Source organism: Mesorhizobium sp. ESP7-2, from assembly GCF_020164715.1.
GTDB lineage: Bacteria > Pseudomonadota > Alphaproteobacteria > Rhizobiales > Rhizobiaceae > Mesorhizobium.
The window spans coordinates 112,732-134,779 of record NZ_JAIUGQ010000010.1; the positions used below are offsets into that span (position 1 = coordinate 112,732).

Consider the following 22,048-nt stretch of genomic DNA (forward strand, 5'->3'; position numbering starts at 1 on the left):
CAAGGAGGAGAGAAAATGAACTACTGGCTGTTCAAATCCGAACCCTCGGTCTTCTCCTTCGAGGCGTTGAAGGCCAAGGGCAAGGCAGGCACGCAATGGGACGGCGTGCGCAACTACGCCGCCCGCAACAACATGAAGGCAATGCAGATCGGCGATCTCGGCTTCTTCTACCATTCCAACGAGGGGCTGAACGTGGTCGGCATCGCCGAGGTCTGCGCGCTCGCTCATCCCGACACCACGTCGGATGATCCGCGCTGGGAGTGCGTCGATATCCGCGCCGTCAGGGACATGCCGAACCCGCCGACGCTGGAAGAAGTCAAGGCCAACCCAAAACTGGCCGAGATGGCGCTGGTGCGGCTCGGACGGCTTTCCGTGCAGCCGGTGACCCCGGCCGAATGGAAGGAAGTCTGCCGCATGGGCGGCCTGACGCCTGCTCCGTGACGGCGCTCACCCCCGACAGCGCCAGGCAGTTCATCCTCGACAATACGGCGCTGATGGCGCCGCCGCATGTACCTGAGATTCTTCTCCACCTCGCCGACGAAGCGCATGATCTTTGGCAGCGGACCGAGGACGAACTGGTCGAGATCGGCCTGCCGCCACCTTTCTGGGCTTTCGCCTGGGCCGGCGGCCAGGGCCTCGCCCGTCATGTCATCGACAATCCCGAAACGGTGCGGGGCAAGCGCGTGCTCGACTTCGCCTCGGGCTCCGGCCTCGTCGCCATCGCCGCCGCCAAGGCCGGTGCCGCGGACGTGACGGCGGCCGACATCGACCCGTTCTGCGCCACCGCGATCCGGCTCAACAGCGAGGCCAATGGCGTCGGGATCGAATTCCACGGCACGGACTGTATCGGCACCGACGCGGGTTGGGACGTGGTCCTGGCTGGCGACGTCTTCTACGACAAACCCTTCGCCGACCGGCTTATGCCATGGTTTTCGGCGCTCAAACGGAGTGGCGCCGACATCCTGATCGGCGATCCCGGCCGGTCCTATCTGCCGCGATCCGGGCTGGAGCCGCTTGGCGTCTACCAGGTGCCGGTGACAAGGGCGCTCGAGGATGCCGAAGTCAAGCGTACGACCGTCTGGCGGCTGCTTGACGCCATCGCCGAATAGGCGCTTCCATAAACCGCATCTGGAGGGGGAAGCTCATGGATTTTTCAGCAGTGAACTGGATCGCGGTGGTTGCCGCCGCCGTCGTCGCATGGCTGTTCGGTGCCGCCTGGTACATGGCGTTGAGCAAGCCCTGGCTGAAGGCCGTCAAGCTCGATCCGGCGACGATGAAGAAATCGCCGCTGCCCTTCGTCATCTCCTTCATCGCCGAGCTGCTGATGGCTACCATCATGGCCCTGGTCGTCGGCGCGATGACCGGAGGCGAGCCAACCTGGCTGGCCGGGCTGATCTTCGGTTTCGTGCTCTGGCTGGGTTTCATCGCCACGACCCTGTCGGTCAACCATCGCTACGAGAATTTCGGCTGGGACCTGACCCTCATCGACGGCGGCCATTGGCTGGGCGTGCTGCTGATCATCGGCGCGGTGATCGGCTGGTTCGGCGCCGCGGCGAGCTGAGACAGCGATTTGACGATGACGGATGAATCCGCCTTTCCGCGCGACCTGGTGTTCAGCCGGGTCTGTCATGTCAAAAAAGGCTATGACGACCGGCGCCGGCATATCGTGCGCGAGTTCGAGCGGCGCGGCGTGCCGGTCACCTTCTACACCGATTGGGACCAGCCGGATATCACCCCGGAGATTCGTGCTGAACTGGTCGCTCCCGATTTTGTCCACCCGGCGCAGGTCTCGCTGGCGCTGAAGCATGTCGGGATCTGGCGCGATTTCCTCGAAACCGACCTGCCCTATTGCCTGGTGTTCGAGGATGACGTGTTCCTCGCGCGCGACTTCGTCGCCAAATTTCGGCAAGGGCTGGCCGAACTCGGCAGCCCGATGCGCAAAGCCGTCATCTATCTCGGCAATGGCAGCAACTACTACACGCCGAGCTGGAAATTGCGCAGGGGTCAGAGGCTCTACCCGGCACTCCATGCCAGGTGCGCGGATTCCTACCTCATCACCCGTCCGGTCGCCGAAGCCCGTTGTGCCTGGATCGATCAGCACAAGATATACACCGTGATCGATCACCAGATCGAGCAAATGGACGAAAAACTGGGCATTGAGATGCTGTGGTTCGAGCGACCACTTGTCGAGCAAGGCAGCGAAAACGGCGCTTTCCAGACTTCCGTCGCCGGCAAAAAGCAGCCGCTTCTGTACAAGAAGCTGAAATGGAACGTGAAGAAATACCGACGCATGATCTTCGGCCACAACGCCCGGTCCTGAGTGCAGAGCAATTCCAGGAAAAGTGCGTCGCGGTTTTCCCGGGAAAAGCGCGTAGCGCTTTCCCTAGGGAATTGCATGAGACAAGAGATCAGACCTTGTCCGTCGTCCGCGTCCTGGCAACTTCCTCCAGGATCCATTCGCGGAAGGCGACGATACGGGGATCGTCGCCCGTGGCCTGGGGATAGACCAGGAAATAGGCGAATTCCGGCGCAACCCTGATGCTGAACTCGAAGGGCCGCACCAGCCGGCCCTCGGACAGGTCGTTTGCCACCATGGCGAGATCGGCGAGCGCGACGGCATTGCCGTCCAGCGCTGCCTGGACAGCATCCGTGGACGTGCCGAAGACGACGGTGCGGCTGTCGTCGAAATCGTTGATGCCGGCCGCCGCCATCCACATGCGCCAGTTTGGCCATGTCACGCCCTGGCGGGCCCATTCGATATGGGCAAGCGTGTGGTTGAACAGGTCGCGCGGCTCGCGCAGGGGCGGCCCCGATGCCAGGAGGCCCGGGCTGCACACCGGAATGATGATGTTGTCGAACAGGCGATGCGCGCAGAGTCCTGGATATTTGCCGGCGCCGAAGCGGATGCCGATATCGACGTCGTCGAGATCGAAATCGCGCAAGCCGTAGGCGATGTCGAACCTGAGTTCGATGCCCGGCCGCTGTTGGCGGAAATTCTCGACGCGCCGCATCAGCCATTTCGCCGCGAACTGCGCGTCCAGCGTCACCTTCAGGAATTCCGTCCCGCGCGCCATCTTGCGCGCCCGCATCACGGCCCGGCCAAGCAGATCGAGCGTGTCGGTCGCCGCCTCGTACAGCACCGTGCCCGCCTCCGTCAGCCGGATGGTGCGGCTGGTGCGGGTGAAAAGCACGATGCCGAGCTGATCCTCGATTTCCTTGATCTGGTGGCTGACGGCGGCAGGTGTCAGGCCCAGCTCGTCGGCGGCTCGGGTGAAATTGAGGTGCCGGGCCGCCGCCTCCAGCGTCCTGAGCGCCCGCGTTCCCGGCAAGAGCGCTGCCATCAGCGCACGGCCCGATCGAAGTGATCCATGGGAGCCCTCAATCCTCAAATAAAACTTGATGATGAGAAAAAAACTACTCGTTTCCCATTTGTTTTTCAATCCGGCATGATTTGCAGCATCAAAACACCATCAAACCGGATTTGATGTCCGGAGAATACGGATCACATCATGTCTCACATCGTTCTCCACCCTGCATATATCGCCCGGCCGAGCTGGCTGTCGGCTGTTCGTGACTGGCTGCGGCAGGCCAGGGTCGCGGTCAATCTTGGCCACCAGAACGTCGAGGACCTGTCCGATCGCCAGTTGCGCGATATCGGCGCCCACCGCAAGGATATCGCCCGCGCCATGGATCGCGAGACCGGCCGGCTGGGCCTTCTCGACATCGGCTGGCAGAGGAACAGGAAGGGGTAGGGGAGTAGGGAATAGGGGAGTAGGATTGGTGATGCAGCCTGAACGTGTCTGCTACTGAAGCCTTCCCCTATTCCCCTATCTCACCACCCTCACCACCGTCCGGTCCGACAGCAGCGGCAAAAGCCGCGCCATCGTGCGCGCGGTGACCGCCACGCAACCTTCCGTCGGCGTGAAGCCGGGACGCGCCAGGTGGAAGAAGATGGCGCTGCCGCGCCCGCGACGGCGCGGCGCGATATTCCAGTCGAGCACCAGGCAGGCGTCATAGAGCCTGTCGTCGCGCCGCATGCGTTCATGGCTGGCGCCATAGGGTATCTTGACCGGCCTGTTGTAGTTGCGGTCGTCAGATACCTCGCACCAGCCGAGATCAGGCCCGATCAGCGCCATCCCCAGCCGCGTCCTGCGGCCGGCGGCAAACTGATCCCCGCGAAAATAGCCCGCCAGGATGCGCATCGAAGCGAGCGGCGTGGCGCCGTCACCCTCGCGCTTGCCGGAAGAGATGCCGCCGCGTCCCAGCGCGCACGCAAACACCGTTTTGCCGGCCTGCAACAAGCCCTGGCTTGGGTGGCCGGGCCTCGTCCGCACGGTCAGCACGCGCAGCTGTTTTGCCAAAATTGCGCCGGCTGCATTGCGATCGCGTTTTTTCTTGTATGATCGTGCCACGGAACAAATCACTGTGATCGGCTATTGTGCCGGCAAGCCTCCGCATAAATACGCAGCGGTCAACTGAATTCACTTTTCAAAACAACGGATTGATCCATGACTTCACGCACCATCCTGATCGTCGACGACGATGACGACCTGCGCGGCACACTGGTCGAGCAACTGTCCCTCTACGAGGAATTCGACGTGCTGCAGGAATCGACTGCGGCAAAAGGCGTCACGGCGGCGCGCGGCGGGCTCATCGATCTACTCATCATGGATGTCGGCTTGCCCGACATGGATGGCCGGGAAGCCGTGAAGATCCTGCGCAAGGGCGGCTACAAGGCGCCCATCATCATGCTGACCGGCCACGACACCGATTCGGACACGATTCTGGGTCTCGAGGCCGGCGCCAACGACTATGTGACCAAGCCGTTCCGTTTCGCGGTGCTGCTTGCCCGCATCCGGGCGCAGCTGCGCCAGCACGAGCAGAGCGAGGACGCGACCTTCTCGGTAGGCCCCTACACCTTCAAGCCCAGCCAGAAACTGCTCATCGACCCGCGCGGCGGCAAGGTGCGGCTGACGGAAAAGGAGGCCTCGATCATCAAGTATCTCTATCGCGCCGACCAGAAGGTGGTGACGCGTGACGTGCTGCTGGAGGAAGTGTGGGGATACAATTCCGGCGTCACCACGCACACGCTGGAAACCCATGTCTACCGTCTGCGCCAGAAGATCGAGCGCGATCCTTCCAATGCCGAAATTCTTGTGACAGAAAGCGGCGGCTACAAGCTGGTTCCTTAAACATTTCACTATCCAATGAGCGGTCTGGACGGGGCCGCTTTCGGGTACGATCCTGTTGGAGGGGGATTCAGGGCCGTACCGCAGAGGAGGGATTGGACTGACCGTTCGGGGACACAGCTAGATGGCGCTGGATGACGACATCCGCATCCTGTCCGCCGTGAGGCTTTTCGAAGGCTTCACGCAGGAACAGCTGCGCCTGCTCGCCTTCGGCGCCGAGACCACTCTCGTGCAGGCGGACCACAAGCTTTATCGCGAGGACGACGTGGCCGACTCGGCCTATGTCGTGGTCAGCGGGCGTATCGTGCTCTATCGCGAGCAGAATGGCGAGCGCATCCCGATCGGCAGAGTCGGCCCCGGCACGATGCTCAGCGAACTGGCGCTGATCGCCGATACCAACCGGCTGACCAGCGCCTCGGCCGAAATCGACTCGGAAGTGATAAGGCTGAGCCGCAAGATGTTCCGGCGCATCCTGGAGGAGTATCCGGAACTGGCGGTGAAACTGCACCAGCGCATCTCCGAGGAATTCCACGAAATGATCCGCCGTATCGAGGAACTGGCGCCGCGCTTTTCGGGGTGAAGCTGCCGGCGCGATAGAACTCGAAGCTTTGGCGGGACAGCGCCCCCCTCTGTCCTGCCGGACATCTCCCCCACAAGGGGGGAGATCAGCGGCCTTGGCGCTCCGCTCGATCTTGCAACATCAGCGATTGGCGAAAGCTTCGAAACATCCAATCTCCCCCCTTGTGGGGGAGATGTCCGGCAGGACAGAGGGGCGCGCGAAGGATCGCGACAGAACGCCTTTCTATCGACGAATCTGTTAATCCAGATCGAACCTGGCGATCACCGGCACATGGTCCGACGGCCGGTCCCACCCGCGCGCCGCCCTCAGGATTTCGTAGCCGGCAAAATCAGGCACCAGGTTTGGCGACGACCAGACATGGTCGAGCCGCCGGCCACGATTGGACGCCTCCCAATCCTGCGCCCGATAGCTCCACCAGGTATAGAGCTTCTGTTCCGATGGCACGTTGAGCCGCATCAGGTCGACCCAGCCGCCGGCCAGCCGCATCGCCTCGAAGTTCTCGGTCTCGACCGGCGTGTGGCTGACCACGTTGAGCAATTGCTTGTGCGACCAGACGTCATGCTCCAGCGGCGCGATGTTGAGGTCTCCGACCAGCACCGAGGCCGACACCTCGCCATGCTCGGCCCGGATGGCGTTCATCTCGGCGACGAAATCGAGCTTGTGTCTGAACTTCCTGTTGATGTCGGGATCCGGCTCGTCGCCGCCCGCCGGAACGTAGAAATTGTGCAGCAGGATCGCCTTGCCGCCGGCCCGCACCGTCACCGACAGATGCCGGCTGTCCTCGATATCGCAGAAGCGGCGCTTCTCGACCACCTCGATCGGCCGCCGCGCCACCGTCGCCACGCCGTGATAGCCCTTCTGGCCATGGAAGGCGATGTAGGGATAGCCGGCCTTGCGAAAGGCTTTTTCGGGGAAGAGCTCGTCCGGGACCTTGGTTTCCTGCAGGCAGAGCACATCGGGCGCGTACTCATCGAGCAGGCGTTCGATGATCGGCATGCGCAAACGCACGGAGTTGATGTTCCAGGTGGCGATGGAAAAGGGCATGCGGCAAGGTCCGGCGACAGATCGCCGAACTACTGCCAGCCACACGCCGGAAAAACAAGCGAGGTGACGAAGACTACCGTGTCTTGGTGTTCAGTTCGCGGTTGGCCGTATAGTCGATGGCGAAGGTGTCGGGCGCGAAACTGACCCCTTCCTTGGTGTTGAAGATCATCACCGTCGTGTCCTTGCCCTGCGCGTCGGTAATCGTCCACTGCCGCAGATCATAGGTTTTCGGGTCGAACATCATGGTGATTCGCGCATTGCCGAAAACCGACTTGTCGGAGAGCTGGATGGTGGTGAGGTCGTCTTCTTCCTTGACACTCTTGACGCGGTCGCCGGAGAGGTCGATCCGGTCGTCGAGCAGCAGCTTCAGCGGCGTCTTCGACAGCGGATAGAGGTCCGACGTGTTCAGCTTCTTGTTGAGGATGACAACCGACCTGCCGTCGGAAATCACCCGGAAATCCGAAGCCCCGTCGTAGTTGAAGCGGATCTTGCCCGGCCGTTCCAGGAAGAATTTGCCGCCGGTCTGCTCGCCCTTGGGGCCGAACTGGACGAATTCGCCGCTCATCGATTTGACCGCTGAGAAATGGTCGGCGATCTTTTGCGCCGCCGCAGGCACGGCCGCCTGCGCCGAGGCCAGCAGCTCGAATCCGGGCGCCACGTTGAGCGCGGCGGCACCCGCGAACACCAGGCCGAGGCCAAGCAACTGGCGGCGGGTCGGGGCAAGATCGCTGAGTGCTGAAAGATCGTTTTTCATATCGGTGACTCTCGTCTGATTCCTGATCTGGTCGCTGTCGTGAACCCCCAGTTGGGCTGAAGTTTGGCGAGGCGATGGCTGCTCAGCCGGTTGAACGCGCCAGAAGGTTCAAAGTTGCCGCAACTCCCCATCCGTCAGAATTTGTCGTCTTCGGTCGGCACCAGGATTTCGCGTTTTCCGGCATGGTTGGCCGGGCCGACAATGCCTTCCTTTTCCATCTTCTCGATGATCGAGGCGGCCCTGTTATAGCCGATGCCCAGACGCCGCTGGATGTAGCTGGTCGAGGCCTTGCCATCGCGCAGCACCACTGAGACCGCCTGATCGTAGGGATCGTCGGAATCCTCGAAATTGCCACCGCCTCCGCCACCGGAACCGCCCTTGCCGGACGGCTCGTCGTCGTCCTCGCCGTCATCCTCGGTAATGGCGTCGAGATATTCCGGCACGCCCTGCAGCTTCAGGTGCCCGACGATCTTCTCGACCTCGTCGTCGGAGACGAACGGCCCGTGCACGCGCTGGATGCGGCCGCCGCCGGCCATGTAGAGCATGTCGCCCATGCCGAGCAGTTGCTCGGCGCCCTGCTCGCCCAAAATGGTGCGGCTGTCGATCTTGGACGTCACCTGGAAGGAGATGCGGGTCGGGAAATTGGCCTTGATGGTGCCCGTGATGACGTCGACCGAAGGACGTTGCGTCGCCATGATGACATGGATGCCGGCGGCACGCGCCATCTGCGCCAGGCGCTGGACGGCGCCTTCGATGTCCTTGCCGGCGACCATCATCAGGTCTGCCATTTCGTCGATGATGACGACGATATAGGGCATCGGCTCGAGATCGAGATTCTCGGTCTCGTAGATCGCCTCGCCGGTCTGGCGGTCGAAGCCGGTCTGCACGGTGCGCGAGATCTTTTCGCCCTTCTTCTCGGCCTGTTGCACGCGCGCGTTGAAACCGTCGATGTTGCGCACGCCGACCTTGGACATCTTGCGGTAGCGGTCCTCCATCTCGCGCACGGTCCATTTCAGCGCCACCACCGCCTTCTTCGGGTCGGTGACGACCGGCGTCAAGAGATGCGGGATGCCGTCATAGACGGAGAGTTCGAGCATCTTCGGGTCGATCATGATCAGCCGGCATTCCTGCGGCGTCAGCCGGTATAGCAGCGACAGGATCATGGTGTTGATGGCGACCGACTTGCCCGAACCGGTGGTGCCGGCGACCAGCACATGCGGCATCTTGGCGATGTCGACGATGACGGCCTCGCCATTGATGGTCTTGCCCAGCGCCAGCGCCAGCTTGGCCTTGGTCGTCTCGAAGTCGCGGCTGGCCATGATCTCTCTGAGGTAAACCGTCTCGCGCTTGGCGTTTGGCAATTCGATGCCGATGGCGTTGCGGCCGGGTACGACGGCGACGCGGCAGGCAATCGCGCTCATCGAGCGGGCGATGTCGTCGGAGAGGCCGATGACCCGTGACGACTTGATGCCCGGCGCGGGTTCGAGCTCGTAAAGGGTGACGACCGGACCCGGGCGAACGGCGATGATCTCGCCCTTGACCCCGAAATCCTCCAGCACGCCTTCGAGCAGGCGCGCGTTCTGTTCCAGCGCGTCCTTGGAAAGACTTGGGTCGCGCGCGACGTTCTTCGGTTCGGACAGGAAATGCAGCGACGGCATTTCGAACGTGTCCGAGCCGATCAGCGAGGTCTGCGCCTCGCGCTGGACGCGGGCGCCCGGCACGGGTCGCGCCGCAGGCGCCTCGACCCGGGTGGCGGCATCGGAACGGAACTGCTGGACCTTGGCCGCGGGGGTCCGCCGCTGCGCGACCGGCTCGTCGTCGAAATCCATGTCATCGTCGTCACGGCCGAAGACATCGTCGTCGGCCGGATCGACGGAAACACCGCGGTCGTTGACCATGGCGGCGAAGAATTCCGGTTCGACACGGGCGCGGCCGTCCTGGCTCATGCGGGATTCGGCGAACTCGGCCGACTCGACCCGTTCGGCGGCACGGCGCCAGGCGCTGGCGCGCGGCTCCATCTCCGGTTCGAACTCGTCGCGCTCCTGCCTGCGACGCACCGCGCGGCGATGCATCCAGGCGCGGAACGAAAGCCACCAATGTGTAATTGCGCCGAGCGCCAGCATGCCCTCGTCGCCCTCGTCCTCGTCATTGTCGAACAGGAGCTCGTCCTCGCGCAGGTCGGCGGCGGCCGGTTCTTCCATCACGGCGAAGCCGTTCTTGCGCCCGATCAGCGCCGCGCCATAGGCGAACAGCCAGAGCGCGGGTGCAGCCAGCAATATGGCGAGCACGCTGGCGATCAGCCCGGTCGGATAGCCGCCGATGAGGACGCCGGGAATCTTGAGCACCATGTCGCCGAAGACGCCGCCGAGGCCGGTGGGCAGCGGCCAGGTCTTGGGCGGAACGATGCAGCCCGCGATCGCGGCTGCGAGCAGCGCGAAACCGAACCAGAACAGCCCGCGCTTGGGCAGCCTGTCGACGCCCCGCGCCGAAAACAGGAGATAGCCCCAGACGACGGCCGGAACCAGCGCGGCGACCGCGGCAAGGCCGAAGAACTGCATGGCGAGGTCGGAGAAGACCGCGCCGGCATAACCCATGGCGTTGGTGACGATGTTGGCGGTGGCGTGCGAGAAGCTCGGGTCGGCGACATTCCAGGTCGCGAGGCTTGCGACGGCGAAGGCGGTGAACACGAACAGGCCGGCGCCGACCAGACGGCCGACCTGGCGCCGCGCGAATGCCTGGATGCCGTGCCCCGTATCGGTCAGCGCGAGCGGTGCTGAAGCCCCTGAACGCATGCTCTTCCCCGTCAGTGATTGCCTGGCCCGAGCACATGACGCACTCCGGCAGATTCGGATGCCAGACTAGGCGTGGGAAGGTTAAGGGCGCATTAACTATAAGTCTGCCGGCGACCGTCCTTTTGACGTCGAGACCTGCCAGTGCTCGCACCACATAAAAATGGCGGGCGCCCAGGCCCGCCATCCATTCGTTGGGTCAGGCAGCGTGTTACTTGGCGGCGCCGCCGAGCATCTTCACATTGGCGCAGAACTCGGCGTGCGGCTTGCTCATCGCCGCATCCTGGCATTCCTTCATCATGGCGTCCTGCTTCTCCTTCGGCATGGCCATAAAGGCAGCCTTGAATTCCGCCATCGGTTTCATGGTTTTCATACTGGAATCGGTGAAGAACGGCGCCATGTTGTCCGGCTCGTCCAATGCGCCGGCAAATGCAAAGCCGCTGACCATGGAAAGCGCGAGTGCCCCGAGGCAGATATTCTTGAGGTTCATGTGAAAATTCCTTCCCTGTGTTCAAAAACGCGAGCGTCACACCGACGGTCGCCTCCACAGTTCGGAGACAGGGCGGTCGATGTTTCCTCGAGAATTTTTTTCACGCGAACGTGATTGCGCGAAGTTGATCTTCACCAGAACGAATTTCCAAAAAAAGAGGCCCGGAGCGATCCGGGCCTCAAGGCGTGAGGCCCTTTGGAGGACGTCACGACGGGATGCTTTTCAAAGCAATTCCAGGAAAGTGCCTTGGCGGTTTTCCGTCCGGAATTGCGTGGGAGATATGGGACCGGCGGGAGGAGGGTTCCGCCGGTCCCTTGGCAAGGATGCCTTACGGCACCACTTCGCCATGCTGAGAGATGTCGAGGCCTTCGACCTCTTCCTGGGTCGACGGACGCAGGCCGACCAGCGCCTTGACGACATAGAGGATGACGAAGGTGGCAACCGCCGTCCAAACAATGGTGACGGCGACACCGTAGATCTGCTTGCCGAGCGAAGCGCCCGACGAGAGGCTGTTGATCGCCGGGTCGGCAAGCACGCCGGTCAGCAGGGCGCCGACCACACCGCCGACGCCATGCACGCCGAAGGCATCGAGCGAGTCGTCATAGCCGAACATGTGCTTCACCTTGACCGCCGAGAGGTAACAGACGACGCCGGCGACGATGCCGACGATGAAGGCTCCGGTCGGGTTGACGAAACCGGAAGCCGGTGTCACCGCGACGAGGCCGGCGACGGCGCCCGAGATGATGCCGAGCACGGAAGGCTTCTTGGCGATGATCCATTCGGCGAACATCCAGGCCAGTGCCGCGGCGGCTGTGGCAACCTGGGTGTTGAGCATGGCGGCACCGGCAAGGCCGTCGGCCGCCAGTTCCGAACCGGCGTTGAAGCCGAACCAGCCGACCCACAGCAGCGATGCGCCGATGACCGAATAGACAAGGTTGTGTGGCGCCATGTTGGTGGTGCCGTAGCCTTCGCGCTTGCCAAGCACCAGCGCGCAGACGAGGCCCGCGACACCGGCATTGATGTGGACGACCGTGCCGCCGGCGAAGTCGAGAACGCCGGCCGTACCGAGGAAGCCGCCACCCCAGACCCAATGCGCGATCGGCACGTAGACGATCAGCAGCCACAGCGCCATGAAGATCAGCAGTGCCGAGAACTTGAAGCGTTCGGCGAAGGCGCCTGCAATCAGCGCCGGTGTAATGATGGCGAAGGTCATCTGGAACATCGAGAAGACGAATTCAGGGATGTTTGCCACACCCGGCAACCACAGGCTGGCGGTGGTGATGCCGTGGTGGAAGAATTTCGAGGCGCCGCCGAGATAGGCATTCATGCCACCGCCGTCGGAAAAGGCCAGCGAATAGCCGAACATGAACCACAGCACCGTCACCAGGCAGGTGATGGCGAAGCTCTGCATGATGGTGGCGAGCACGTTCTTCTTGCGCACCATGCCGCCGTAGAACAGCGCCAGGCCCGGGATGGTCATCATCAGCACCAGCGCCGTCGAGGTCAGCATCCAGGCGGTGTTGCCGGTGTCGAGCACCGGGGCCGGAGTGGCAGCCGGCGCGGCAGCCGCGGCAGCGGGTGCGGCTTCCTGCGCGAAGGCGGCGACGCTGCCCAATGCTGCGAGAGCGAGCGAGCCCAGAAGGGCCGCCCTTCCCGTCGTCTTCAAGGTGGAAGGAATATTCATTGAACTCTCCATTGGAATACGTGTTCGCCGCTCAGAGCGCGTCGGTGTCTGTTTCGCCGGTACGGATGCGCACCGCCTGGTCGATGCCGAAGACGAAGATCTTGCCGTCGCCGATCTGGCCGGTCTTGGCCGCGGCGGTGATGGCTTCGACGGCCTTGTCGACCATGTCCGCCGCGACCGCGACTTCGATCTTGATCTTCGGCAGGAAGGAGACCGCGTATTCCGCCCCGCGATAGATTTCCGTATGTCCCTTCTGACGCCCGTAGCCTTTGACTTCGGTGACGGTCAGGCCCTGGATGCCGACGGCGGTGAGCGCCTCGCGCACCTCGTCCAGCTTGAACGGCTTGATGATTGCCATCACGATTTTCATAAGGTTTCACCCTTTGCTGTTGCGGTCCCCCGCGTTTGCACACCTTCACCGATCCCAAAGAGCCCGGAGAGTGCCCCCAAGGATTCAAGCTCCGTGCCAAGTGCCGAAGCAGGGTGTTAACCTATTGTAAACAAAGGGAATGAAGCGACCAGCGCCGACAGGTGCCTGCGTCTGCGCCGCACCATGTGCTCAAAAAATAGGCATTTTTACGAAATTGCCTACTTTGCCGGCTTTGAGCATGACCACAAAATATGGAACCGGCTTTCGGAAAGAATCTTGCTCAAACAAGACTCGCGATGCTCAACGCTTGAGCCGGATGAGGCCTTCCTGTGCCATCGAGGCGATCAGCGTGCCGTCACGGGCATAGAGCGTGCCACGGCTGAAACCGCGCGATCCCGAACTCGAGGGACTGTCCTGCGCATAGAGCAGCCAGCCGTCGAGCGGATGCGGCCGGTGGAACCACATCGAATGGTCGAGGCTGGCGGCCTGGATGTCTGGATCGAACAGGCCGCGCCCATGCGCGAAGGTCGAGGTGTCGAGCAGCGTCATGTCGGAGAGATAGGCGAGCAGCACCGACTGCAGCGCGCGATCGTCGGGAACGGGGCCGGCAAGGCGGATCCAAACATTCTGCCGGGGCGGCAGCTTGTCGCGGCTCTCATAGTGCTGGAGATTGACGGGCCGCAGTTCCAGCGGCCGTTCGCGGGCCCAGAAGCGGCGCACCGCCTCCGGCACCCGGTCGGCCGTTTCGAGCAGCTCGCGCTGCGTCTTCAGCCCTTCCGGCGGCGGCACGTCGTCGGGGAGCGCGAACTGGTGCTCGAGCCCCTTCTCGTCGACCTGGAACGAAGCCTCCAGCGAAAAGATCGCCTGTCCGTGCTGGATCGCCAGCACGCGCCGCGTGGTGAAGGAGCCGCCGTCTCGGATGCGGTCGACCTCGTAGATGATCGGCACCTTGATGTCGCCCGGGCGCATGAAATAGCCGTGCAGCGAATGCACGAAACGGTCCGGCTCCACCGTTCGCTGCGCAGCCACCAGCGCCTGGGCGATGGTCTGGCCGCCGAACACGCGCTGCCACTCCACCTGGGGGCTGCGACCACGATACAGATTGTGTTCCAGCCTCTCGAGGTCGAGAATGCGCAGAAGCTCGTCGATCGCCGCCGTCATGTTTTGTGACCTCGCCGCAAAATTGCTATGGCGGTTTCCGACAGGAAGAACGAGCCGTCAAGGGCGCAGGCCCCGGTGGGCGCGCAAGGAGCCAAGACAATGGAACGCAAGGCGGACGCCAAGACAAGGGCCGGGCTCGATGTCCTCGTCGCCGGCGCCGGCTATGTCGGGCTGGCCGCCGCGGTCTCGCTGAAGCAGGCCCGCCCGGGCCTCACCGTGGCGCTGGTCGACGCGGCGCCCGCCGGTTCCTGGCAAAAGGATGGCCGCGCCTCGGCCATCGCCGCGGCGGCCTGCCGCATGCTCGACCAGCTCGGCGTCTGGGCCGAGATCGCGCCGCGGGCGCAGGCGATCACCGAGATGATCATCACCGATTCACGCAGCGCCGATCCGGTGCGCCCGATCTTCCTGACCTTCGGCGGCGAAGTGGCGCCGGGCGAACCCTTCGCGCACATGGTCGCCAACAGGGCGTTGAACGGCGCCCTGCGGTCCAAGGCCGAAAAGCTCGGCATCGACATCATCGAAGGGGTGGCGGTGCAAGGTTTTGAGACCAATGGCGCCGGCATCACGGTGCATCTTGCCGACGGCGCCACGTTGGCGGCGCGGCTGTTGGTTGCCGCCGACGGTGTCAATTCGAAACTGCGCGACATGGCCGGCATCAAGACGGTCAAGTGGGAATACGGCCAGTCCGGCATCGTCTGCACCGTGGTGCATGAACGCCCGCACAATGGCCGCGCCGAAGAACATTTCCTTCCAGCCGGCCCCTTCGCCACGCTGCCGCTGAAACCCGACGAGGACGGTACCAACCGCTCGTCGATCGTCTGGGTCGAACGGGCGGAAGATGCGAAAGCGCTCGTGGAAGGCGACGATCTCGTCTTCGAACATGAACTCGAACAGCGTTTTGGCCTGAAGCTCGGCGAGATTCGCGTTGCCGACAAGCCGCGCGCCTGGCCGCTCGGCCTGACCATCGCGCGCGCCTTCGTCGCACCGCGCATCGCGCTTGCCGGCGATGCCGCCCATGGCATCCATCCGATCGCCGGCCAGGGCCTCAATCTCGGCTTCAAGGATGTGGCCGCACTTGCCGAGGTGATCGTCGAGGCCGACCGGCTCGGCCAGGACATCGGCGCGCTCGACGTGCTGGAGCGCTACCAGCAATGGCGCCGTTTCGACACGGTGCAGATGGGCATCACGACCGATGTGCTGAACCGGCTGTTTTCCAACGATATCACCCCGCTGCGCACCGTCCGCGACATCGGCCTCGGCCTCGTCGAACGAATGCCACGGCTGAAGGAGTTCTTCATCCGCCAGGCGTCGGGGCTTTCGGCCGGCACGCCGCGACTGCTGAAGGGCGAGGCGATCTGATCGCCCGTCGCGGATTAGTTGACCTCGAAGCCGAGCTTCTGGCGCAGTCGTAGCATGCGCTGATCCGCAATCTTCAGGCGCTGCTCTCCGCTCTGGGCCACCCGGTTCAGCATCTGCAGCAGATCGTCCCGTTCGTTCGGGTCGAGGCGTTCGCGCAAGAAGGGCGCCAACTTGTCGATGACGATGGTGGTGTCATCTATCTGCGAGGCAGCCCACTTGGCATAGACAACTGCCTCGTCGGTCTTCTTCTGGCCGTCCGCGATCTGCGAAATCACCTCCCGAATGACGGCCTCGCGCTGCGGCAGAACCGGGCCACCTTCCGAAACCATCGCGGTGATCAGCGTCGCGGCGGCCACCACCGGATCGTCGATCACCGTCAGCGGCGACAGTGCGGCCTGCTTGCGCAGCTTCTTGCGCCTGATGTTGCCTTGCACGCGCCCGACGACGTCGGCGACCTCGCGCGCGGCGTCGTTCATGGCCTTCATGCGGTACCACCAAAGCGCCGCCGCTCCGAGCACGCCAAGGACAGCAATCAGGAAAGGCATGTCCAGATCCCCCAAAGTCCTGGGCGACGATAGGAGAACTCGTGGCTCGCTTCAACACGCAAGAGTTGAGGCCGGGAAAAGGGGACGCTCACTCGACCGCCCTCGGTTTCCAAGAGACCGCAACGCATGACAGGGAATTATGACCCCGGCACTTTGTAGATCGCGCGCACCTCGATGGAACCGATTTCGGCCAGCGGAATCTCGCCGGCGATGTCCAGCGCCTCGTCGAGATCCTTCGCTTCGATCATGACGAAACCGAGCAACTGCTCCTTGGTTTCGGCGAACGGGCCGTCGGTGACAAGTCTCTTGCCCTTGCGCCGACGCACGCTCTTGGCTGTCTTTACCGATTGCAGCGCCTGCGCGATGATCAGCTTGCCTTGCTGATCCAATGACCTGTCATAGGCCAGCGAATCCGCGTCGAGCTTGGCGGCACCCTCGGAGGTCAGCGCGTAAAGATCTTTTTCCTCACCATAGACCAGGCAGACATATTTCATTTCAAGCTCCCTTCCTGTGACAAACCATAGGATGCGGCGACAACCGTGTCAGCCTTGCCCGCGACCGCCGCCGCATGGTCGAGAAGGCATGCCGCGACCGCGATGATGGCAACCGCCGCCAGCAATCTGCCGAAGCCGGACGCCGGCGGGTCCAGCCAGAAGTCTTCCTGTCGCTCCAGCCTACGGCCCGGCCTCTTCCACAGCACGAAAAACAGATTGTCCATGTGAACCTCCATCCGACCACAAAACCCGTGGCCGCCCGCAGGACGGCCGGACCGGATGGAAGCCGACATTTTTGCGCGCTTGTTTTTTCCCGGAAGAAAGAGGCCGTCATCCTGCGGTGGTCCAAACAGCGCAGTGGTCTTCGCGCCCGCCCGCGCTATAGTTGGCCTGACGCTGGCTCACCCAGGACAAGTTCACGACAACCCAGGAGGACTCCATGGACCGCACCGCAAACGCCGTCTGGAAAGGCAATTTGAAAGAGGGCAAGGGCACGCTCGACACCCAGAGCGGAACCCTGAAGGGTACGCCCTATTCGTTCAAGGCGCGCTTCGAGGACGAAAGCGGCAAATCCGGAACCAATCCGGAAGAACTGATCGCTGCTGCCCATGCCGGCTGCTACGCCATGCAGCTCTCGCATTTCCTGGCCGAGAACGGCACCCCCGCAGCCGAGCTCGACGCCAAGGCCGTTGTGACGCTGGTTCCCGGCACCGGCATCACCGGCAGCGCGATCACGCTGGTCGGCAAGGTGCCCGGCATCGATGCGGCGAAATTCAAGGAATTGGCCGAAAAGGCCAAGGCCGAATGCCCGGTCTCCCAGGCGCTCGGCGCCATCAAGGTTTCGCTCGACGCCAGGCTTGGCTGATGAGCTTGGCCTGAAATGCCAGACACTGACCCCAGAGCCGACGTTTGGCATTGGCGAAAGCGGTCGTGGCATCCAATCTCTCCCCTAGTGGGGAAGATGTCCGGCAGGACAGAGGGGGGCGCTGGCCCGCCGACGTCCCAGATTGGCGGCCTCAACCGCCCAGCGCATCAAGCCGGGCGCGTAGGGCCGCAACTTCCTGTTCCAGCGCGTCCAACCGCGCTTCCAGGTCGGAGGCAGGCATAGCCGGCGCACTCCGTTGCGCCGATAGAGCTGCAACGTCCACAGGTCCAGAAAGCAGATGCACATAGCGGTCTTCGCGCTGGCCTGGCCCGCGCGGGATTTCCTGGACCAGCGGCGGCCGGCGGCCGATCAGCATGTCGAGTTCTGCGCGCAGGTCTTCGATCGACGCAAACCGCGCCAAGCGCTCGGCGCGCGCCAGCAGTTCATGCGCCGTCTGCGGTCCGCGCAGCAGGAGCAGGCCGAGCAACGCGGTCTGCGGCGTGGTCAGCGAGAAGCGCTGCGCCATCTGATGCTCATAGCGCTCCACGCGCGAGCCGAACATCTGCCGCACGAGTCCCTTCTGCTCGAGCAGCTTCAGGGCCCGGTGCACCTCCGTCTGCTCCAGCGCCATGACAGGCTCGCGCGCCGTCTTCTGGTTGGCCGCGGCAAGTGCCGCGTTGAGCGTCAGCGGATAGACGTCCGGCGTCAGCTCCTTCTTCTCGATCAGGCAACCGAGCACCCGCGCTTCGACGGGAGAGAGGATGGGAAGGTCATCGCTCATTGAAGTTCAGCCTCCCGGCGGTAAAAATCGATTGCAAGTGCCTGTGTGCGCGCCTGGCGGGCTTCGTCCCTGACCATGGCGGCAAGGTTCATGTGATGGTGACCATAGCGCGCTTCGAGATAGCGTGCGATTGCGATTGGGATGGGACCGGACCCCATCTCCCGCGTCTGGCTTTTCCGCTCGATCAGGCGACGGATTTCCTCGCTCGCAGGAGCCGGCACGTCCGTCTCGTCAAGGCATTCGCCAAGGTTCATCGGCGGCAGGCTGGCGAAGCGGCGCTGTTCCATCCAGTCGAGAGCCACCAGCGGGCGGATCAGGTAGAGCAGCTTCTTCAGCTTCACTTCGCCGGAAAAACTGCCGATCTTGGCGACGTGCGAGCGCGCCAGGCCGAGATAGTGGTGCGATACCTTTCCCGGATCGACGATCTCGGCCAGCAGGTCGAGAAGGCGCGCGCGAAATCCCGCGACTTCTTCATAGACGATAGCCGACTTCGTCCATTCGACGATGACCGCATTGCCGCCGAGCGCCAGAAGCAAGGCCTTGCGCAGATCCCAGCCACCGGCATCGATCTCGCCTTCAATCGGGAATTCGATCACGTCGCGCGGCTGCTGCAGGACCAGATGATCCGAGATCGGCCTGATATAGACAAAACGGCAATCATAGTCGCTGTCGGGCGACGGAAACCCCCAGGCGCGACTGCCACTTTCGATGGCGAACAGGATTCTTACACCTTGCGCTCGCACCAGATCGAGTCGTGCCCGAATTGCTGCGACGGCGTCCAGGGAGAAATCAGCGGGTAACGTCGGCTTCAGACCGTTCTCCACCATCATCTTCTTGATCTCGGCAGCCGTGTCGCCGAAGGCGCACAGAAGAGAAAAACGATCCCCGTCAGACGCGCCGCTCCACCATCATCTTCTTGATCTCGGCGATCGCCTTCGCGGGGTTCAGCCCCTTGGGACAGGTCTGCGCGCAGTTCATGATGGTGTGGCAGCGATAGAGCCGGAACGGGTCTTCCAGATTGTCGAGGCGTTCTCCCTTGGCCTCGTCGCGGCTGTCGATCAGCCAGCGATAGGCCTGCAGCAGCGTCGCCGGGCCGAGATAGCGGTCGCCGTTCCACCAGTAGCTCGGGCACGAGGTCGAGCAGCAGGCGCACAGGATGCATTCGTAGAGCCCGTCGAGCTTCTCGCGGTCCTCGTGGCTCTGCAGCCATTCCTTGGCCGGCGTTGGCGACACCGTCTTCAGCCATGGCTCGATCGAGGCATGCTGGGCGTAGAAATTGGTGAGGTCGGGCACTAGGTCCTTGATCACGGGCATATGCGGCAGCGGATAGACCTTGATCGCCCCTGAAACGTCGTCGCAGCCCTTGGTGCAGGCGAGCGTGTTCGAGCCGTCGATGTTCATGGCGCAGGAGCCGCAAATGCCTTCGCGGCAGGAGCGGCGCAAGGTCAGCGTCGGGTCGATCTTGTTCTTGATCCAGAGCAGCGCGTCGAGCACCATCGGCCCACAATCGTCCATGTCGACGAAATAGGTGTCCATGCGCGGGTTCTCGTCATCGTCCGGCGACCAGCGATAGATGCGATATTCGCGCAGATTGGTGGCACCCTCCGGCTTCGGCCAGGTCTTGCCCTGCTGGATCTTCGAGTTCTTGGGGAGGGTGAGTTCGACCATTACCTCAGGTCCTTTCGGATGACGAGCTTCAGCCCGGACCAGATTTCATTCACGGCGGCGACCTTGACGTCGACAAGGTCGAGCTTGAGCGCTTCAGCGCGGACAATGCCCTCGGTGACGTCGGTGGGCACTTTCGACGCCTTCTTCGGCCAGGAGACCCAGACCATGCCGTCGCGCTTGATCGCCGTCTCGAGTGCGCCAAGGCGATCCTCGATCTCGGCGCGCTGCCGGGTGAAGGCGTGAACGGCGTCGTATTTCAGGGTTGCGCCCGAAATGCCGGACCATTCGGCCAACCGGTCGACCTCGGCAAAATCAACGGCTTCGGTGAGGCTCTCGAGTTCCCTTGGCAGCGCGATGAAGGCGGCGATCATACCGTCCTTCAGGCCGAGCTTGGCCGGGAGGGGCGTATCGGAATATCCCGCCGCCGTCGCCATCGTCAGTACACCCTGGCCTTCGGCGCGATCTTTGCGAGACTGATGCCGCCGTCCTTTTCGGGCACCAGTGGCTCGGTGTGCACCGGCCGGTAGGTCAGCGTCACCGCGCCGTCCTCGCCGAGATGGGCGAGCGTGTGCTTGCGCCAGTTGGCGTCGTCGCGGGCGGAAAAATCTTCCCGCGCATGCGCGCCACGGCTCTCCTTGCGCGCCTCGGCACCATGGACGGTGGTGATGGCGTTGGCCATCAGGTTTTCCAGCTCCAGCGTCTCGACCAAGTCCGAGTTCCAGATCATCGAGCGGTCGAACACCTTTATGTCCTTGAGCTCGGTCCAGATTTCCGAAATGCGCTTGCAGCCGTTTTCGAGCGATTCCTGCGTGCGGAACACCGCCGCGTCCTCCTGCATCGCCTTCTGCATCTTTTCGCGCAGAACCGCCGTCGGCGTCGAGCCGTTGGCGTGGCGCAGCCGGTCGAAGCGATCCATGATCTTGTCGACCGAAGCCTGGTTGGGCGACGGGATCGCCGCCTTGCGGTCGATGACCTGGCCGGCGCGGATCGCAGCGGCGCGGCCGAACACCACCAGATCGATCAGCGAGTTCGAACCCAGCCGATTGGCGCCGTGCACGGAAGCGCAGCCCGCCTCGCCGACCGCCATCAGGCCGGGCGAGACCCGGTCCGGATTTTCGGCTGTCGGGTTGAGCACCTCGCCCCAGTAATTGGTCGGCACGCCGCCCATATTGTAGTGCACCGTCGGCAGCACCGGGATCGGCTCCTTGGTCAGATCGACGCCGGCGAAGATTTTTGCCGACTCCGAAATGCCCGGAAGCCTTTCGTGCAAGACCGCCGGATCGAGATGATCGAGGTGCAGGAAGATGTGGTCCTTGTTCTTGCCGACGCCGCGGCCCTCGCGGATTTCCAGCGTCATGCAGCGCGAGACCACGTCACGCGAGGCGAGGTCCTTGGCCGACGGCGCGTAGCGCTCCATGAAGCGCTCGCCCTCGGAGTTGACGAGGTAGCCGCCCTCGCCGCGCGCGCCCTCGGTGATCAGGCAGCCGGCGCCGTAAATGCCGGTCGGATGGAACTGCACGAACTCCATGTCCTGGAGCGGAAGCCCGGCCCGTGCGGCCATGCCGCCGCCGTCGCCGGTACAGGTGTGCGCCGAGGTGGCGGAGAAATAGGCGCGCCCATAACCGCCGGTCGCCAGCACCACCATCTTGGCCGAGAAGCGGTGGATGGTGCCGTCATCGAGATTCCACGCCACGACGCCGGTGCAGGTGCCGTCCGGCTCCATGATCAGGTCGAGCGCGAAATACTCGATGAAGAACTGCGCATTGTTCTTCAGCGACTGGCCGTAGAGCGTGTGCAGGATGGCGTGGCCGGTGCGGTCAGCCGCGGCGCAGGTGCGCTGCACGGGCGGGCCATCGCCATAGTTCATCATGTGGCCGCCGAACGGCCGCTGGTAGATCTTGCCCTCTTCGGTGCGCGAGAACGGCACGCCGTAATGTTCGAGTTCGTAAACCGCCGCCGGCGCCTCGCGCACCATGTATTCCATGGCATTGACATCGCCCAGCCAGTCCGATCCCTTGACGGTGTCGTACATGTGCCACTGCCAGGAATCCGGACCCATATTGGAGAGCGAGGCGGCGATGCCGCCTTGCGCGGCGACCGTATGCGAGCGCGTCGGGAACACTTTGGTGATGCAGGCGGTGCGCAGCCCCTGTTCGGCCATGCCGAGAGTGGCGCGCAGGCCAGCGCCCCCGGCGCCAACGATGACCACGTCGAATTTGTGGTCGACAAAGGTGTAGCCTGCCGCATTGGCTGATTTCGTGTCATGGGCCAAGAC

At 63.4% G+C, this 22,048-nt stretch carries 26 protein-coding genes; 9 read left to right on the plus strand and 17 right to left on the minus strand.

Annotated features, from left to right (window positions below):
• Nucleotides 1–15: 15 nt before the first annotated feature.
• Genes LB543_RS12580 through LB543_RS12595 form a run of 4 tightly spaced genes read left to right on the plus strand, consistent with a single transcriptional unit; the run spans nt 16 to nt 2,320 of the window.
• Nucleotides 16–441, plus strand: a complete 426-nt coding sequence (locus LB543_RS12580) for an EVE domain-containing protein (protein ID WP_140811175.1) — start codon at nt 16–18, stop codon at nt 439–441.
• On the plus strand, nt 396–1,109 hold the full coding sequence (locus LB543_RS12585; RefSeq protein ID WP_224614317.1) for a class I SAM-dependent methyltransferase: 714 nt from the start codon (nt 396–398) through the stop codon (nt 1,107–1,109). The genes LB543_RS12580 and LB543_RS12585 overlap by 46 nt, the downstream gene beginning before the upstream one ends.
• A 35-nt stretch (nt 1,110–1,144) precedes the next feature.
• The gene (locus tag LB543_RS12590; protein ID WP_224614318.1) at nt 1,145–1,561 is read left to right on the plus strand and encodes a DUF1761 domain-containing protein; all 417 of its coding nucleotides are present in this window, start codon (nt 1,145–1,147) and stop codon (nt 1,559–1,561) included.
• Between the two features lie 15 nt (nt 1,562–1,576).
• Entirely contained in the window at nt 1,577–2,320 is a 744-nt protein-coding gene (locus LB543_RS12595; protein WP_224614319.1) for a glycosyltransferase family 25 protein, read from the plus strand.
• 88 nt (nt 2,321–2,408) lie between these two features.
• Here the strand turns inward: LB543_RS12595 and gcvA are convergent, their stop codons facing one another.
• Nucleotides 2,409–3,341 carry a transcriptional regulator GcvA gene (gcvA, locus tag LB543_RS12600; RefSeq protein WP_224614320.1) on the minus strand — a complete coding sequence of 311 codons (933 nt, stop codon included), beginning with the start codon at nt 3,339–3,341 and terminating at the stop codon, nt 2,409–2,411.
• A 168-nt stretch (nt 3,342–3,509) separates the two neighbouring features.
• Between gcvA and LB543_RS12605 the strand changes: the two genes are divergently transcribed.
• A complete protein-coding gene (locus tag LB543_RS12605; protein WP_140811181.1) occupies nt 3,510–3,752 on the plus strand; it encodes a hypothetical protein in 243 nt (80 codons plus the stop codon).
• Nucleotides 3,753–3,827: 75 nt separating this feature from the next.
• Here LB543_RS12605 and LB543_RS12610 read toward each other — a convergent pair whose 3' ends face one another.
• Nucleotides 3,828–4,364, minus strand: coding sequence for a L,D-transpeptidase (locus LB543_RS12610; RefSeq protein ID WP_181182927.1), 537 nt, complete (start codon nt 4,362–4,364; stop codon nt 3,828–3,830).
• A gap of 144 nt (nt 4,365–4,508) precedes the next feature.
• On the opposite strand from LB543_RS12610, the gene LB543_RS12615 reads away from it, so the two are divergent.
• Both LB543_RS12615 and LB543_RS12620 read left to right on the plus strand, forming a co-directional pair.
• Nucleotides 4,509–5,192, plus strand: coding sequence for a response regulator transcription factor (locus LB543_RS12615; protein ID WP_027145512.1), 684 nt, complete (start codon nt 4,509–4,511; stop codon nt 5,190–5,192).
• Nucleotides 5,193–5,313: 121 nt separating this feature from the next.
• Nucleotides 5,314–5,769, plus strand: coding sequence for a Crp/Fnr family transcriptional regulator (locus LB543_RS12620; RefSeq protein ID WP_224614321.1), 456 nt, complete (start codon nt 5,314–5,316; stop codon nt 5,767–5,769).
• A 237-nt stretch (nt 5,770–6,006) separates the two neighbouring features.
• On the opposite strand, the gene LB543_RS12625 is transcribed toward LB543_RS12620, so the two are convergent.
• From LB543_RS12625 to tesB, 7 genes are all read right to left on the minus strand, one after another.
• On the minus strand, nt 6,007–6,813 hold the full coding sequence (locus tag LB543_RS12625) for an exodeoxyribonuclease III (RefSeq protein ID WP_224614322.1): 807 nt from the start codon (nt 6,811–6,813) through the stop codon (nt 6,007–6,009).
• Nucleotides 6,814–6,886: 73 nt separating this feature from the next.
• A complete protein-coding gene (locus LB543_RS12630; RefSeq protein WP_224594713.1) occupies nt 6,887–7,567 on the minus strand; it encodes an outer membrane lipoprotein carrier protein LolA in 681 nt (226 codons plus the stop codon).
• Nucleotides 7,568–7,701: 134 nt separating this feature from the next.
• The gene (locus LB543_RS12635; RefSeq protein WP_224614323.1) at nt 7,702–10,359 is read right to left on the minus strand and encodes a DNA translocase FtsK; all 2,658 of its coding nucleotides are present in this window, start codon (nt 10,357–10,359) and stop codon (nt 7,702–7,704) included.
• Nucleotides 10,360–10,567: 208 nt separating this feature from the next.
• The gene (locus LB543_RS12640) at nt 10,568–10,846 is read right to left on the minus strand and encodes a hypothetical protein (protein ID WP_224594709.1); all 279 of its coding nucleotides are present in this window, start codon (nt 10,844–10,846) and stop codon (nt 10,568–10,570) included.
• Between the two features lie 328 nt (nt 10,847–11,174).
• Nucleotides 11,175–12,530, minus strand: a complete 1,356-nt coding sequence (locus LB543_RS12645; protein ID WP_140763292.1) for an ammonium transporter — start codon at nt 12,528–12,530, stop codon at nt 11,175–11,177.
• A gap of 31 nt (nt 12,531–12,561) precedes the next feature.
• A complete protein-coding gene (locus LB543_RS12650) occupies nt 12,562–12,900 on the minus strand; it encodes a P-II family nitrogen regulator (protein WP_127280023.1) in 339 nt (112 codons plus the stop codon).
• A 300-nt stretch (nt 12,901–13,200) separates the two neighbouring features.
• Nucleotides 13,201–14,061, minus strand: a complete 861-nt coding sequence (gene tesB / locus LB543_RS12655) for an acyl-CoA thioesterase II (RefSeq protein ID WP_140811189.1) — start codon at nt 14,059–14,061, stop codon at nt 13,201–13,203.
• A 99-nt stretch (nt 14,062–14,160) separates the two neighbouring features.
• On the opposite strand from tesB, the gene LB543_RS12660 reads away from it, so the two are divergent.
• Nucleotides 14,161–15,420, plus strand: a complete 1,260-nt coding sequence (locus LB543_RS12660) for a ubiquinone biosynthesis hydroxylase (protein WP_224614324.1) — start codon at nt 14,161–14,163, stop codon at nt 15,418–15,420.
• A gap of 14 nt (nt 15,421–15,434) precedes the next feature.
• Here the strand turns inward: LB543_RS12660 and LB543_RS12665 are convergent, their stop codons facing one another.
• From LB543_RS12665 to LB543_RS12675, 3 genes are all read right to left on the minus strand, one after another.
• Nucleotides 15,435–15,965 carry a hypothetical protein gene (locus LB543_RS12665; RefSeq protein ID WP_224614325.1) on the minus strand — a complete coding sequence of 177 codons (531 nt, stop codon included), beginning with the start codon at nt 15,963–15,965 and terminating at the stop codon, nt 15,435–15,437.
• Nucleotides 15,966–16,102: 137 nt separating this feature from the next.
• Nucleotides 16,103–16,459 (minus strand): YciI family protein, encoded by a 357-nt coding sequence (locus LB543_RS12670; RefSeq protein WP_224594701.1) that lies wholly within the window; start codon nt 16,457–16,459, stop codon nt 16,103–16,105.
• Nucleotides 16,456–16,683, minus strand: a complete 228-nt coding sequence (locus LB543_RS12675; RefSeq protein ID WP_140763277.1) for a hypothetical protein — start codon at nt 16,681–16,683, stop codon at nt 16,456–16,458. The genes LB543_RS12670 and LB543_RS12675 overlap by 4 nt, the downstream gene beginning before the upstream one ends.
• Nucleotides 16,684–16,898: 215 nt before the next feature.
• Between LB543_RS12675 and LB543_RS12680 the strand changes: the two genes are divergently transcribed.
• Nucleotides 16,899–17,324, plus strand: a complete 426-nt coding sequence (locus LB543_RS12680) for an OsmC family protein (protein WP_027145525.1) — start codon at nt 16,899–16,901, stop codon at nt 17,322–17,324.
• Between the two features lie 151 nt (nt 17,325–17,475).
• Here the strand turns inward: LB543_RS12680 and LB543_RS12685 are convergent, their stop codons facing one another.
• Genes LB543_RS12685 through sdhA form a run of 5 tightly spaced genes read right to left on the minus strand, consistent with a single transcriptional unit; the run spans nt 17,476 to nt 22,045 of the window.
• Entirely contained in the window at nt 17,476–18,105 is a 630-nt protein-coding gene (locus LB543_RS12685) for a YceH family protein (protein ID WP_224614326.1), read from the minus strand.
• Nucleotides 18,102–18,935, minus strand: coding sequence for a DNA polymerase beta superfamily protein (locus LB543_RS12690; protein WP_224614327.1), 834 nt, complete (start codon nt 18,933–18,935; stop codon nt 18,102–18,104). The genes LB543_RS12685 and LB543_RS12690 overlap by 4 nt, the downstream gene beginning before the upstream one ends.
• Nucleotides 18,936–18,993: 58 nt before the next feature.
• The gene (locus tag LB543_RS12695) at nt 18,994–19,773 is read right to left on the minus strand and encodes a succinate dehydrogenase iron-sulfur subunit (protein ID WP_027145528.1); all 780 of its coding nucleotides are present in this window, start codon (nt 19,771–19,773) and stop codon (nt 18,994–18,996) included.
• On the minus strand, nt 19,773–20,207 hold the full coding sequence (locus LB543_RS12700; RefSeq protein WP_140811201.1) for a DUF3052 family protein: 435 nt from the start codon (nt 20,205–20,207) through the stop codon (nt 19,773–19,775). Before LB543_RS12700 ends, LB543_RS12695 begins: the two co-directional genes overlap by 1 nt.
• A gap of 2 nt (nt 20,208–20,209) precedes the next feature.
• The gene (gene sdhA / locus LB543_RS12705; RefSeq protein ID WP_224614328.1) at nt 20,210–22,045 is read right to left on the minus strand and encodes a succinate dehydrogenase flavoprotein subunit; all 1,836 of its coding nucleotides are present in this window, start codon (nt 22,043–22,045) and stop codon (nt 20,210–20,212) included.
• Nucleotides 22,046–22,048 lie beyond the last annotated feature (3 nt).